The 14,567-nt window shown below is 37.9% G+C and carries 10 protein-coding genes; 5 read left to right on the top strand and 5 right to left on the bottom strand.

Annotated features, from left to right (window positions below):
- The coding region (locus H6G97_RS33920; protein WP_338421896.1) for a ShlB/FhaC/HecB family hemolysin secretion/activation protein at nucleotides 1-243 on the bottom strand (243 nt) is incomplete at its 3' end.
- Nucleotides 244-303: 60 nt separating this feature from the next.
- On the bottom strand, nucleotides 304-1,644 hold the full coding sequence (locus H6G97_RS33915) for a cytochrome P450 (RefSeq protein ID WP_190944814.1): 1,341 nt from the start codon (nucleotides 1,642-1,644) through the stop codon (nucleotides 304-306).
- A gap of 109 nt (nucleotides 1,645-1,753) precedes the next feature.
- Here H6G97_RS33915 and H6G97_RS33910 point away from each other — a divergent pair, with 109 nt between their 5' ends.
- The 3 genes from H6G97_RS33910 (at nucleotide 1,754) to H6G97_RS33900 (ending at nucleotide 8,808) form a co-directional block, all read left to right on the top strand.
- A complete protein-coding gene (locus H6G97_RS33910) occupies nucleotides 1,754-4,315 on the top strand; it encodes a two-partner secretion domain-containing protein (protein ID WP_190944813.1) in 2,562 nt (853 codons plus the stop codon).
- 264 nt (nucleotides 4,316-4,579) lie between these two features.
- Entirely contained in the window at nucleotides 4,580-6,322 is a 1,743-nt protein-coding gene (locus tag H6G97_RS33905) for a ShlB/FhaC/HecB family hemolysin secretion/activation protein (RefSeq protein WP_190944812.1), read from the top strand.
- Nucleotides 6,277-8,808, top strand: coding sequence for a CHAT domain-containing protein (locus H6G97_RS33900; RefSeq protein WP_190944811.1), 2,532 nt, complete (start codon nucleotides 6,277-6,279; stop codon nucleotides 8,806-8,808). The genes H6G97_RS33905 and H6G97_RS33900 overlap by 46 nt, the downstream gene beginning before the upstream one ends.
- A gap of 59 nt (nucleotides 8,809-8,867) precedes the next feature.
- Here H6G97_RS33900 and H6G97_RS33895 read toward each other — a convergent pair whose 3' ends face one another.
- The 3 genes from H6G97_RS33895 to H6G97_RS33885 are packed head-to-tail and all read right to left on the bottom strand — an operon-like array spanning nucleotide 8,868 to nucleotide 13,086.
- Nucleotides 8,868-9,881 carry a tetratricopeptide repeat protein gene (locus H6G97_RS33895; protein ID WP_190944810.1) on the bottom strand — a complete coding sequence of 338 codons (1,014 nt, stop codon included), beginning with the start codon at nucleotides 9,879-9,881 and terminating at the stop codon, nucleotides 8,868-8,870.
- Between the two features lie 56 nt (nucleotides 9,882-9,937).
- Nucleotides 9,938-11,671 carry a protein kinase domain-containing protein gene (locus H6G97_RS33890; RefSeq protein ID WP_190944809.1) on the bottom strand — a complete coding sequence of 578 codons (1,734 nt, stop codon included), beginning with the start codon at nucleotides 11,669-11,671 and terminating at the stop codon, nucleotides 9,938-9,940.
- 8 nt (nucleotides 11,672-11,679) lie between these two features.
- Nucleotides 11,680-13,086 carry a helix-turn-helix domain-containing protein gene (locus H6G97_RS33885; RefSeq protein WP_190944808.1) on the bottom strand — a complete coding sequence of 469 codons (1,407 nt, stop codon included), beginning with the start codon at nucleotides 13,084-13,086 and terminating at the stop codon, nucleotides 11,680-11,682.
- A gap of 630 nt (nucleotides 13,087-13,716) precedes the next feature.
- Between H6G97_RS33885 and H6G97_RS33880 the strand changes: the two genes are divergently transcribed.
- Together H6G97_RS33880 and H6G97_RS33875 are read left to right on the top strand one after the other, a co-directional pair.
- The gene (locus H6G97_RS33880) at nucleotides 13,717-13,917 is read left to right on the top strand and encodes a hypothetical protein (RefSeq protein WP_190944807.1); all 201 of its coding nucleotides are present in this window, start codon (nucleotides 13,717-13,719) and stop codon (nucleotides 13,915-13,917) included.
- A 343-nt stretch (nucleotides 13,918-14,260) separates the two neighbouring features.
- On the top strand, nucleotides 14,261-14,567 hold a 307-nt coding region (locus H6G97_RS33875; RefSeq protein ID WP_190944806.1), incomplete at its 3' end, for a hypothetical protein.

The following is a 14,567-nucleotide window of genomic DNA, read 5'->3' as shown; positions in this document are numbered from 1 at the left end:
AACTAATAAAAAATCTTGGCGATATCCTCGTACACTATCCACACCACCCGCGCCAAACTGTTCTAGCGGCAAAAGTGTAGTAGTAGCTAGTTGCGTATTCAGATGCAGCAACATTAAGGTATCACGAGCTAAAAGGCGTGCCCACTGCGCTTGCCCCTGCCATGAAAAGAAGCGGCTGTCGGGAGCCTCTTGGTTAATCGTGGCATCGAATGCTCCCAGTCCGAGGCTGAAATGCAAGCCCACATAAGTGAAAACATCTGCAACTTAAAGTTGCAGATACAGAGAGCAGTTAAGATGAGTTTTCTAACGTACTCCAGTCACTACCATTTCAAATTTGGGAGGCATCATAATGAGTCCTTGGCGAATAGGCTTTATAGGACGGGGAGTAATTAATGCTAATTGCAACCGTGACAAAATAGTTGCTAGCACAAGTTTAATTTCAAGTTGTGCTAAAGCTGCGCCAATACAGCGGCGATTGCCACCACCGAATGGTAAGTACTCGTATGGAGAAAATTGTCTTTCTAAAAAGCGTTCTGGTTTGAAACTTTTTGGTTCATGGTATACTTCTTCTCTTTGATGAGCCAAGTAAATTGAGACGTTCACAATTGTTTCAGGTTCAAGCTGATAGCCTAGAATTTCCATAGGCTTTTGTACAACCCGCGCAAAAGCGTTTAAGGCGATTGGATAAAGACGCAATGTTTCAGAGCAAACTGCACTAAGATAAGGTAGTCTAGCCACTTCGCTCTTATCTCTAGCAGGAATGAGAGGGTTAAGTTCAGACAAAAGCTTCTCTTGAACTTCTGGTAAGTAATGGCTCCAGTACAATGCCCAAGAGATAGCTGATGCAGTGGTTTCATAACCAGCAAAAATTAGTGTTAGTAAAGAATCGCGTAGTTCAATATTTGCCATTGATTCTCCAGATTCGTCACGCGCTTCTATAAGCATGGACAGAATGTCTTTAGTTGAAGGATTGTCTTGTAATCTCCGTTCAGCAATAAGAGCATATACTACTTGATTGATCTGCTGTATCTGACGCATAAGATTTGTTTGTAAACTCCAGGTTTCTAAATCTTTTTGAAAGACGGGCAGGAATAGTAGAAGTATAGAACTTAAAGGATGGTCAAAAGTTTCAAACAGCGAACTAAGCATCTGTCTCAGTTGATTGTAATAATTGCCCGCTTGCAGTCCAAACACAACACTAAGAATAACACGCAGAGAAATTTCTCTCATAACTGAGTGAACTACAAAAAACTTTCCAGGATGCCACTGGCTTATAACTTCTTCAGTAATCGCACAGATAATCTGGCTATACTCGCGCATTCGTTCTGAATGAAAAGGAGGCAACAGCAATCGTCTTTGGCGTTGATGATGTTGATCTGTAAGAAAGATGATAGAATTTTCTCCTAACAATAGTTTTGTTACATTACTCTTTTGAGTAGAGCTAAGATATTCTGGATCAGCTGTAAAAATTCTTTGTATAGCCTCTGGGCTACTAAAGTAAATGATGGCAGGAAGCTCGTTCTCAAGAACTCTGAAAGTATCACCATATTCTTGATGCCAGTTATCTAAAGTTTCTAATGGGCGAAACAAAAACTGGATTTTTTGCAATAAAGATGAAGTTCTTGATCCTTGAGGCATAGACATGATAAGTTTATTCCGCTATTTGAAATTGTATAGGACATTTTATCTTATAAAGATTGCCAATCTATATCATTTTGCTCAATAATTATCATAATGAGTTTGATAGCTAATAATGAAAAATACATCCGGTTACTTTGCTTCTGTTATACTTTTATATTTCGATATTTTCTTTTTACTTATTTCTCCTGTTCATGCACAAGTAATTCCAGATACAAGTCTCCCCAACAATTCCCGCGTTACTAATCAGGGGGACAACAGCCTTATTGAGGGAGGAACTCAGGTAAGTGGCAACCTCTACCACAGTTTTGAAAAGTTTTCTATTCCTACTGGAAGCGAGGCTTATATCAATAACTCTTTAGAGGTTCAAAATATTATTAGCCGAGTGACAGGCTCATCCATCTCTAATATTTATGGCTCAATTCGAGCTAACGGGAGTGCAAATTTGTTTTTGATTAATCCAAATGGGATTTTTTTTGGTCTTGGTGCTTATCTTAATATCGGCGGCTCTTTTTTAGGCAGCACTGCTAGTAGTATTAATTTTCCTGATGGTACTCAATTTAATGCTACGAATCCTCGATCTAATACAATACTATCCGTAAAAGTTCCTCAAGGATTACAGTTTGGAGAAAATCCTGGTTCAATTAACGTGCAGGGAACTGGACACACACAGTTTATATTCGGTAATCAGGTTGCAGCTTCTATCACTTTAATAGGGGCAGGAGAAAGTCAAAATGGACTGCGTTTGCAACCAGGTAAAACCTTTGCTTTGATAGGAGGTGATGTTTCATTTAATGGTGGCGTAGTGACAGCCCCTTCTGGTGGGATCGAAGTAGGCAGTGTTGATAGTGGTACGGTTAGATTGATACCCGGTGTTTCAGGATGGAGTTTTAATTATGAAGGAGCAAAAAACTTTAGAAATATTAGATTTACTGGACAGTCTTTATTAGATGCTAGTGGATTCCAGTTTGGAGATATTCATATTCAAGGTAAAAATATAAATTTCACAGACGGTTCACTAGCTTTAATTGCGAATTTTGGTTCTCTTAGCTCAGGAGCAATACGTGTAGATGCATCTGAAACTTTAGATATGACAGGAATAACATCTTTTAATGTACAACCATTTTTAGGTGGAACGAGAATTAATAGAGGTATTATCACTTCAACTGAATCTGGTAAAGGAGCTGATATTATTATTTCATCGAAAAGACTAACTGTTAGAGATTCTGAAATTATCGCTCTTTTAACTTTTGGTACTGGCAATAGCGGAAATTTAATTGTAAATTCTTATGAATCAATTGAAATACTTGGCAAAGCAGACAATGAAAGCTCTGGAGTTAGTTCTACACTTAGTACTGTAACTTATGGTTCTGGTCAGGCGGGTAAAATCAATTTATCGACTAATAAATTATTAATTCAAGATGGAGGAGCTTTGCAGTCTTCAACCTTTAGTGACGGTCAAGGAGGTGAGATAAACGTAGATGTTTCTGAAGTTTTAAATATATCAGGAGGTCATGCTGATTTCGTATTGTTCGCTCCTGAAGCAGAGCCTATTCCTACTTTTTCACCAAGTAATATAGCTTCGTTATCTATTTCTGCTGGTAATTCTGGCAATATAAATATTAAAACAGGACAATTAATAGTTGAAAATGGAGCTGGAATTTCGGCATCTGGGCTAAAAACTGGTAATTCTGGTTACATAAATATTGACGCTTTTAAATCTGTTGATGTTAGTGGAGTAAGCTCAGTTAATCCTTCTTTAAATCCTAGTAAAATTGTATCCTCTGTAGGTACTGGCGACCCTTTTATAAGTTATATATACAACCTTAAAGAACCGCCAAACGCTGTATCGGGAAACGTTTTTATCAATACACCAAGCTTAAATGTGAAAAATAGTGCTTCGGTTACAGTTAGAAACGATAGTACAAAAAACGCTGGAACACTTAGAGTTAATGCTTACTCTGTTCGCCTAGATAATAAAGCAGAAGTTTCTGCTTCAACTAAAGGTGGTGAAGGTGGCAACATCATTTTTGACTCTCAAGATTTACAATTGCGTCGAGGCAGTACCATTACCACAAATGCCGGTGGTAATGGTAATGGAGGCGATATAACTATCAATACGGGTACGTTATTTGCACGAGAAAACAGCGATATTACAGCGAACGCAGTTGAAGGGCGGGGCGGCGATATTGTAATTAATGGTATAGGAGTCTTCTTCGCTCCAGGTAGCGAGGCTACAGCAACCTCTGAAAAAGGAGTTAACGGTACAGTTGTGATTAATGCACCAAAAGTTGGTTCTAGCAAAGAGATAATAGCCCCATCAGGAATTCAGCCACCCGAACCTGCTCTGGATTGCACTGCACGCTTGGGAGATGCAGCAGAGTTTGTGGATGTAAGAACAGGAGTTATTCCGGCTAGTCCCACTGAGAACCTCAACAGCTTTTATGGTTGGACTGATGAGTTTATCCCTACCTCAACTCTCCAATTTAAGGAGATTATAGAATCAACTGAAGGTGAATTACCCCCCAAGCTTGTTGAGGTGCAAGAAGTGATAGATAATGGTGACGGAACAATAAGTTTCACAAAAAGACCGTCTAATAAAGTTGCATACACTTTTGGAGCAGATGCTCCTTGCCACCGCTCTGAGGAATTTGAAAAATCAGATGAGCAGAAATAAGAAATAGTAACTAAAAGCATTAATCTTAGTTATCTATAAGGATAAAATTCTTAACAAAAACACGTCAAGATGAGCGTATAAATTGGAGTTTAATTAGCAGATAAATAAACTAGTTCAAATTCCCATCAAATTTTAGTTATTACGTGTTCAACAAGACAGTGGTGAGATTTAGTCCCACCACTAACCGATCTAATTTCTATATTTTAACTTTTTTAATACTTTAAAAAAGTTGCTTTTACTTATACTACTAGGAACATTTTGGTCATGCCAAAATTCAAATATTTAAATAATGCTTGTGAAGCAACTTTTCTCCTAACTGTTTTGAGTTTAGCAATCAAGCCTGTACTAGCACAAGTAGTAAATCTAGGTCAAGTCCCTACACAAATCCCAATAATACGAGAGCCTCAAAAAGTTCCATCTCCCTTGCCTTCAAGTGGAGAACAAATACTAGAGCCTCCTTCTATAAAGTCTCCTCCTAAAATCCCTGATTCAAATCAAGTAACTTTTAAAGTTGACCGATTTGTATTTAAAGATAATACAGTATTCACTACACAACAATTAGAGGCAGTAGTAGCACCTTATAGAGGAAGAAAAATTACTATTACTGAATTGTTTGATGCTCGAAGTGCCGTCACCAATTTGTATGTAAACAGAGGATACATTACTTCTGGAGCTTTTATCCCATTTGATGAAAATCAAGCAACGAATGCGAGTGGAGCAGTAATCACTATTCAGATAGTTGAAGGAAGACTGGAGAAAATTAACGTTATAGGCGGCTCACGCTTGGAAAACTACATCCTTTCCCGCCTACCAAGCCAAAATGAAGTTATTAATAGTAATCAAGTTACTGAAGCTTTATTGGTATTGCAACAAGATCCTTTAATTGAGGCAATTTCGGCAGAGTTAGATAAAGGTTCTCAAGTTAGTAAAACTGTCTTGAACGTTTTAGTGAAGCAACGAGAGCCATTTAAAGCAGAAGTCATTTTAGACAATCATCGTTCACCTGCTGTTGGTAGCTTTCAACGTGGAATTCAACTAAATCATGCTAATCTTTTAGGGCTGGGTGATAGCTTGAGTGTTGGATATCAAAATACTGAAGGAAGTAATACTATTGCAACCAGCTACTCTATCCCCATCAACCCACAAAGCGGGACTTTACAGTTGTCCTATGTGAATGCTTCGACCAATATTATTGAACGTCCACTTAGTAATCTAGATATTCTGTCTAATGCTCGTGCTTACCAATTTACTTATCGTCAACCATTAATTAAAAAAGCCGACAACAAAACCTACCAAGAATTTGCTTTGGGATTGACGTTTTCCCGGCTCGAAAGCGAATCATCAATTGATGGCACTCCATACCCGTTAACTAAGGGAGCAGATTCAACAGGACGTACACGAATTTCCGCTGTGAGATTTTTCCAGGATTGGACGCAACGCTCCCTCAAAGGGGCTTTGTTATTACGCTCTGGCTTTAGCTGGGGTATTGGTGCATTTGATGCAACCATTAATAGTTCTGCTCCTGATGGCCGATTTTTTTCTTGGCAAGGTCAAGCGGCGTGGCTGCGGCAGTTGTCTAGTGATGTAGTTTTCTTGGGAAGGGCAGAAATACAATTAGCAAATAGACCTCTTGCCGCGTTAGAACAATTCAGTTTAGGCGGCGCAACGACTATACGTGGCTACCGTGAGGATACCTTTGTAACTGACAATGCAGCTCTTGTTTCTGCGGAGTTACGTATAAAAGCTTGGACAGGAGAAGAGGGAGAAATCCAGGTGATACCATTTATTGGATTAGGGACTGCTTGGAACAATGGTAAATCTGATGAGTTAAACCCAGATTTTGCAAGCACTTTAGCTTCTGTAGGATTAGGCTTGCAGTACCAGTCAGGCGATCGCTTTAATGCTCGACTCGACTGGGGACTTCCTTTGATTTCAGTTGATACAAATACGGACTCTCGAACATGGCAAGAAAACGGCGTTTATTTATCCATTACTTATGGAATTTGAAATACTTAAGCTTAGGGCTATCTTTGAGTCTGCTGGTAATTTTGTGTCTGGGAGAAGCAAAATCTCAGCCCACCCCTTCTGAACATTCTTATGCACAAAGCCTTACTCAAGGAGGATATCAGCAACTTCATCGAGGGCAAGTTGAAGCCGCCCAACAAACTTGGCAAGCAGCTTACAAAGCTTACAAACGATTAAACGACTCTAATGGAATGACCGGTAGCTTGATTAATCAAAGCTTGGCATTTCAGGCTAGTGGTATGTACCCTCAAGCTTGCCAGGTTCTCGTTGAAGCTTTGGAAATGAAAAATTGGCTTTGTAATAGTTCACTTCAAGAAAGGCAATACTCTTTAGAAGAATCTCAAGAGCGATTGAGCCTTGCTTTACAAAAGCAACCAATGTTAAAAGTGCGAGTAATCGCACTCCGCAATTTAGGTGACGTCTTACGAATGCTTGGGGATTTAGAAGCCTCTTTAATTGTCTTATCAAAGTCTTCTGTAATGGCTAAAAGGCTGAACTTAGAATCAAATTTTAATAATCAATTATTATTAAGTCAAGCGAATACGGAACGCACTCTTTATAATCAAGCTAAGAGCCGATATCAGATGATGGACGATCCGGAAGGCAAACAAAAGGTTTTTATAACAGCTAAATCTAAAATTAATTTGGCTTTCGAGCAATATCAAAACCTGAGAGATATTCCGGTACTGCCACAATTATATCAATTAAGTTTATTACTAGAAATGGAGAAATGGCCCGATATAGCAAATGTAGATATTGACACCAGAAGGCAAGCTATTAAAACTTTAATCAAACAATTATTAACAACACCAAATCAGTTTGAGCAACTTCCACTAATCGAATCTATTTATGCTCGACTGAATTTTGTAGAAACTTTAACACGAATCGCTGAAAATAGTAAGTTAAAACAATTTATCTTCCCTAATGGTGAAAACTCATTAAAAGCAGCGTTGTTCCTTGCTCAACAAGCCCAATCATTGGCTCAAAAGTTAGATAATGAACGAGCAGAATCTTATGCTTCAGGAACTATTGGTAACATTTATGGCTCTTTAGGGCAAGAACTTGAATCTAAAAAATCTTTAGAACAAGCAGTGGGGCTAGCCCAATCAGTTAAAGCTACGGACATCGCTTATAAGTGGCAATGGCAACTAGGACGCTTGTATCAGCGCACTAATAATTTTAATAAAGCGACGCAAGCATATACGGCTGCTATCAATAGCCTTGATCAAGTTCGAGGTAGTATTTTAGCTATTAATCCAGAAATTCAGTGGGAATTTAAAGAAAAAGTTGAACCTGTATACCTAGAATATATGGAGTTAAATTTATCTGAGAATAACCCCAACTTAGTAAAAGTAATCAAAACTCAAGAAAAACTAAAAATTGCTGAATTAGAAAGTTTTTTACAGTGCGGTAAACTAACATCAGTTTCTTTAATTGATAGTCCTAGAGTAGCTAACTTACCACCAATAATACATTTAATTAAATTAAAAAACCGAGCGGAAGTAATTGTTCAAACTCCGCAAGGTTCTCTTTATCGACATACTGTAGATTTCCAGCTACTTAGCGATAGTATTGATAGTTTAGTTTTTGGCGTTCAAAATCAAGAACTTATTGGAATCCGGCACTCTAATTTACTAGTTTACCCTCAAACTATTTATAATTTAGTATTTGCACCTATCAAAAAGCATTTACCTGATTCCGGTAATTTAATATTAGTGCTAGATACTTACTTTCAAAATCTACCTATTTCTATGTTGTACGATGGAGAAAATTATCTAGTAAAGCATTACAATATTTCAACGGCTTCAAGTTCTAACTTTTGGCAGAGCCGAGCTTTAAATCCAAAAAATATCAGAGCATTAATTGCAGGGATTTCTGAGATAGGACCTAGTTTCAATAATTCGTTAGTTCCTGAAAGTTTTAAAGCTCTCCCTGAAGTTGAAAAGGAGGTCGCAAGCATTAAAACAAAAACTGCTCCAGGATCAGAACTACTACTCAACGCCCAATTTACCACAGACGACTTTCAACGAAAGATGGAAGATAATCAACTTGAAGTTGTTCATCTTAGTACTCACGGTCAATTTAGCTCTGACCCGGAAAAAACTTTTGTCTTAGCTTGGGACGTTCCTGTTACTGTTAAAAAACTGAAATTTTTACTAAAAACTGAACGTTCTGGAATTGATCTACTTGTCCTAAGTGCTTGCCAAACAGCGAAAGGGGATCGGCGTTCGGCATTAGGAATTGCTGGTATCGCATCTCAAGCAGGTGCGCGTAGTACAGTTGCTAGCCTATGGTTAGTAGAAGCAGAATCTACTACTTTACTAATGGAAGAATTCTACAGAGGCTTGAGAAATGGTCTACCTAAAGCTGAAGCACTGCGCTTTGCACAATTAAAGCTAATGTCTAATCATAAATATGAGCATCCTTACTTTTGGGCCGGATTTGTTCTGGTTGGCGACTGGCTTTGAAACGTGTTGGTCTGACAACCATAATTTGGCAATTTAATATGAGTAAAACTGTGGACAACTTATGGTTGTTGTCGCAGCGACAATTCTAGTCCTGCTTGCGCTTTAGCTAATTCATTTAAATCCCCTCCAAGCTTCGCATATTGCATCGCTATCCTATATTTAGGACTTGCCAATTGAGGCAAGCCTACATCTAAATAACGGTCTCCTAACGCTCGATAAATAGTAGGATTTTGAGTTCTTGCTTGAATTCGCTCCTTCAAAACCTCAATTGCTTCAGTTAGCAAGTCGTTTGCTTTATATAGATGATTAAGGTCTACAGCTAACTCATCTGGAGATAAATTCAGAGTTTGTATGCGCTCAATGATAGCTTTTGCCTGCTGCGCTTTGTCAGCGTGCATTATCATCAAGATAGAGGATTTGCCAATAAAGTCTTGTTCCGCCATTTTAGCAAGTACATTTACCTCGTAGATAATTCCAGATCGCATAGCCGGTTCATCTTTGGGGTAAAGCAGTGAAGTTGAATTAACTTCTTTTGACCACTCGACTCCTGTACCTTTGATTTGCACTATATAGCCGCTAGCATTCCGAACAGGAGTCCAAGATAACGTCGGACGGGTATTTAAGATTAAAGGACTATAAGGAGTAATTAGTGTAGGTCTATTTTCATGCTCATTTGGGCCTTTAACTTTTAAACAAGCGCCTCTACTTCTAGAAACACAATCTTGACTTGGGCTATTAAGAAGCGTTGAGCATTGCTCACCAATAATACCACTATAAAGTTGTAAAATATTTCCGTCTGCATAACAAAACACTTCGACTGTAGCTCCGTTAGCTGATTGCAACTTATCCTGTTTGCAAACTTGGCTTCCTACTACCTTATGTAAATCACCATTAATAATTCGAGCCACAGGCGCACATTCCTGTTCTATTGAATCACTTGTTGCTACTGATGGGCGCTGACCCCATGCACTGCTAAAGTTTGAAAAAATTAGTATTGATGCAATCGCTGCAATTTGGGCTTGAAAGACTTTTCTTTCTCCTTGGACTGTTGATTTTGGTACAATCAGCATCATATTTATCAAGCTACTTGCAATTTAATTGACAGCATACTGGAAATGGCATGTTTAGGTCAATTTTTCTGGAGCAGACGCTGTAATACTTGTTCTCTCCATTTTTGTACCTCTGGTAGGCCAGATCTTGATAGCAAACACACTTCCCAATATATTTTGGCTTTATTCAAGTTACCTACTACTTCATACGTTTGTGCTAGTAAACAGTAGGCATCTACTCTTTCCGAGTCCAGCTTTACTGACTTTTGCAAGTAATCTTCTGCTTCTACATAGCGCTGCTGCTTAAATCTTGCCCAGCCTAAATTTTTGTACAGCCCAGCTTGCCATTCAGGATTTTTGGTACGGCTTAAACCTTGAATTGCAAGTGTTGCTGCCTCAGAGTATTTTTCTTGTCTGTTCTTTATTCGCGCTAAATTGCTGACAGCATTCATTGCTTGGTTGTTACTATACTGAATCGCTAATTTGTACTGCTCCTCTGCCAAGTCGTATTTTCCTTGGTCATCGTAAAATTTTCCTAGTCCATATCGTGCTTCCCAGGTATTGGGTTGAAGTTTAAAAACTTTCTCATAGTTGTCATTTACACATTTAATATCGTAAAGTTGTTGACAAGCTAGCGCTAAATTACTATATGCTGCTACATCTTTTGGATTATATATTGTTGCTAAATAATAATATTTTCTAGCTACGCTGGGTTCATCCAAATGACGAGAACCTTCATAAAAGTAGTAGCTAGACAATAACAATCTATATCCTTCATAACCACTAATAAATAAGACTACCAATAAACTAATTAAACTAAATCTGAATATCTTAGACTTAATTACTCGATTTATCTTTGATTTTAGCGGTAAACGTTGTAAACGCTGCAAGATTACTTGAGTACTTTGTGGCCGCTGCCCTGGAAATAGAGACATCAAATCATCAATAAAATCAGCTAGAGATTTATCTATATGAGGTGCTTTTTGCCTCCAAAGTAGTTTCCCTGTTTTCTGGTCTATTTTAATTTCAATTAGCGAAATAGCAGTAAGTAAGTAAACAAAAGTTCTGCCCAAGGCGAAAAAGTCTGACTGCGGTACAGCCTGCCCATGAATTTGCTCAAACGGAGAATAACAAGCTGTTCGGACGACAGTTATTTCGTGTCCGCTGCCTAATCCTGTCTTAGTTCCTCCACTAGTACTAACTTTCGCTAAGTAGGTTCTAGTAATCTGTCGCCCTGCACCAAAATCAACAAGAGCTAATTTCCCATCAGGTTGATGAATAATATTATCTGGTTTGATATCTCTGTGGAAAAAACCAGATCGATGCACAGTATCAAGAATATTAATTAGTTGTGACAACCAATCTAATGAAAGACGTTGAGTAATTCGCCCATGATTTTTTACCCATTCAGCTAGGTTTTCTCCTTCAAACTTTTGCATTACTATGCAATGTAATTGCAAAAGTTTATCATTTAGTGCAAAAGTAAAATAATCATCTTTAGTAGACTTAGGAATTCCCGAATGTTTAAGGATTTGTAATATAATTGCTTCTCGCTGAAATAGTTCAACTATTTTAGTATCGTCACTCCATTTCAGTACCTTCATAACTCTTATTTCACATTTTGGATGCAATTTTGTGCCAGTGTCTTCAACCTCAAAAACATCTGTATAAGTAAATTGATTTTCCAATGAACTTAACGGACGCAACAACCGAATACGTCCGTTTATTAGCAAAGTATTGCCACAGGCTAAACAATTTTCAGTTTCATCAGGATTGTGGCGTTGGACGCAAAGTGGATTTATGCAGTAAACCACATTTACTCCTACATAAAATGACTTGTCGCCATTTTATTTTCTTCTTTATTTACTAAACCAAGAGGATCGACTAAAATATACTTTTTAACAACTGGCTGTAAGCTATAACTAACTTCTTGCTTACTTGATTTTTTACTACTTTCAATTAATGAGCGGCGCTCTAAAACGTCTATCGCTGTTATTAGTTCAGAAATTGAAACTTCTAGAGATGATTGCTCCTTTAAGCCGTCAACAAGCTTAGAGAAAGGAATAGGAGTAGGAATTTTTGACATCTGACGTGCCAAATAAATCATGATTTGCTTTTGAAGATCATTCAAAAATCCAGCTTGCCCAAACTGTACATGTAGCATTGCTTGGATTTGAGGCCCCATCATAGTAGTACTATACTCAAAAAATCTTTCTACACTTCCCTCAAAAAACCGATGAATTTTATTAATAACTGCTTCTAATTCTGATGGATTTCCACGATACATTTCAATTAGTTGCCGACATTTCTCTCCACCTAAACCTTTTTCATGTATCATTTGTAGCGCTGCCCTCTCCTCTAAGCCTTCTAGTTGTAAAGAGAAAAAAGAGAAGCTTGTAGTTAAATGAGTAATTTCTTCTAAAGGTATCTGACTTGTTAAAATAATGTAACTTTGATGGTCTTCGTTTGTAAGCCCAACAAAGAAATCTTCATATTCTAATTTCTTTTCATAATTATTTATTTCTACTAGCTTTTCAAATCCATCTAGCACTAACAAACAGCGGTGCGCCTGAAACTGCTTTGATAACAAAGATATCTTGGTGGTAAGAGGCTTATTACTTGCTTCTACATCGAAAATCATGAGTATTTCGGAAAGTAAATCATTGATCGAGGAAGAACGATTAGTTGACTTCCAAATTACATAATCATACCTATTTGGATGTTCAAAAAGTATTTCTTCAATTACTTTGGCTATTAATAAAGTTTTTCCTACCCCTCCAACTCCAGTTACAGTTATACAAGACTCTTGAAAAATATTAATTTGCTTTTTTAAATCACCAATCTCTTCTTGTCGCCCATAAAAATTCACTATCTTAGGCAATTTCCCATACACTTTAGTCTTGCCGACCAGACTCTCATTATCCAGCTTAGATGCTTCTAGCTCCATGTAATACTTTTTTGTAAATTTAATCAAAATATTTTTTAAGTATGCTTTTTTTACTTGTACTGCATCACCAATAACTTCTGAAAGCATTGTCCATAACTGTGGCCCTACTCCTGTCTGTAAATACTGTACGCTGTATCCTGAGTCACTTGCTATGTCTCTATATTCTTTGCCGTCCCAAGTACCCTTGATTACAGCCTTTTCAGCTTTCGACAAATACCTTCCGGTACTCTGAAGCACTTGTTCTTCTAAAATTTCCAGCACTCGTTCTATATCTAAATTCATAGTTAGCCGTAGTACAACGCTACTGTAACCGATACTTTATATGTATTTCTAATCATAGTTCATCTATAAATGCTTCATATTTCTTAATATAAGCTGGTTTCCTAATTTACCTTCTGAGATGTAAGATTAAAATGTTACTTCTTTAATGTAGTAATACTACCCTTTAAATGCCTTGTCATACTTAATTTTTAGTTCAAATGAGGGAGGTACTGACCACAGCCAACAGCCAGTAGCTATTCCAGTGAATATCTGTAGCGTTGGTTAACTTAGTCAAATAGATAAAGATAAGTTTTTAGTGGAGGAGCCAAAACTACACTTTTTAACGCCCAAGTGTTCAAGCCTAAGTCCAACATTTACGTCTAAATACCTTTTAAGTAAAATTGTTAACTCGACTGAGCAATCATACTGTGCAAGGTTTTTGCCAATTTTCAAATTCTCTCTCAAACAGTTATCAACAGATATTGAGAAATTTGAACTGAAAAAACAAGATCAGGCTAGATGTTACAAGGACAGAACTTCTGTAAAATCAAGGCTAGTTGAAGCGGCAAAAGGAGAAAAGTATACAACAATACAAAAATTGAAAGGACAAAACATCACTTAGCAGTAGGCGCTTTGTCCAAAAAGTAAAAAATGAATTGCTTCAAGCGGGGGTGTCTCCTAGAAACCAAAGCAGTGGACTACAAAGTTTGGCGACTTAATTCCACTAATTGGTCAAAAGAGAAAATCCGCGCTGCTTTCCCTATTATACAGGGAGTGTTACCAGAACGTCGAATTTTTGGTGGCGAATTTTTGGCTGTTGAAATTCTTCAAGTTGGTGAAATGTTAAATTAGATTAAAAAAAACTCCGAATTTTGTAGCTAAAAGATGTAGCAGCGCGAATACCATTTATTAGTTACAAGTTACCAGTTATCAGTTAGAATTCCAGTCCTTGATAACTGTTGACTGTTGACTGATACAACCCCCTCTGAAGCTTGTAAACCAAGTTATCAGGGGAAAATATCGTGATAGATAGCAAACCTAAGAGCGCTGTAGTTGAGCGCATGGGGTGTGATAGTGTAGTGTTCGCACGGCAACTTTTTGCTGTGACATCAGGTAATTTCAGGAATATCCAGGCTAGAGCAAGAGTTTCGCAGCTTGAAAGAGTTCTCTCCAAGGAATTCCGAGGGGAGAACCGATGAATGCAGCGACAACTGAATATCCAAACAATCTCACGGCAGCGGAATACCATGAGTTGTTAGCTGGTAGCGCCATTCATCGAAGCTTGATTAAGCGCAACTTTTTCCATGTAGAGGGAGAATCAGTTTATGATTTCCTGTTCATATCTGATAAACTGCCACGTAAGAATGCGGGTCGGGTAACAGATGGATACATAAAAATGTATCAGCACCTATTACTAGGTGGGACGTGGATTCAGTCACTTGACCCATTCAAAAACTGGCAACCGATGGATTGGGGGCGGATTAAGCCCAACTTCCCGCGCT

Source organism: Nostoc flagelliforme FACHB-838, assembly GCF_014698065.1.
In the GTDB taxonomy this organism is placed as follows: domain Bacteria; phylum Cyanobacteriota; class Cyanobacteriia; order Cyanobacteriales; family Nostocaceae; genus Nostoc; species Nostoc flagelliforme_B.
This window is presented reverse-complemented; position numbering and strand designations above follow the sequence as displayed.

What these genes read in the sequence shown, in the direction of transcription:
- H6G97_RS33910 (WP_190944813.1), top strand. Translation starts at nt 1,754, where the DNA reads ATGAAAAATACATCCGGTTACTTTGCTTCTGTTATACTTTTATATTTC.
- H6G97_RS33880 (WP_190944807.1), top strand. Translation starts at nt 13,717, where the DNA reads ATGAATTGCTTCAAGCGGGGGTGTCTCCTAGAAACCAAAGCAGTGGAC.
- H6G97_RS33905 (WP_190944812.1), top strand. Translation starts at nt 4,580, where the DNA reads ATGCCAAAATTCAAATATTTAAATAATGCTTGTGAAGCAACTTTTCTC.
- H6G97_RS33900 (WP_190944811.1), top strand. Translation starts at nt 6,277, where the DNA reads ATGGCAAGAAAACGGCGTTTATTTATCCATTACTTATGGAATTTGAAA.
- H6G97_RS33915 (WP_190944814.1), bottom strand. Translation starts at nt 1,644, where the DNA reads ATGTCTATGCCTCAAGGATCAAGAACTTCATCTTTATTGCAAAAAATC.
- H6G97_RS33885 (WP_190944808.1), bottom strand. Translation starts at nt 13,086, where the DNA reads ATGAATTTAGATATAGAACGAGTGCTGGAAATTTTAGAAGAACAAGTG.
- H6G97_RS33895 (WP_190944810.1), bottom strand. Translation starts at nt 9,881, where the DNA reads ATGATGCTGATTGTACCAAAATCAACAGTCCAAGGAGAAAGAAAAGTC.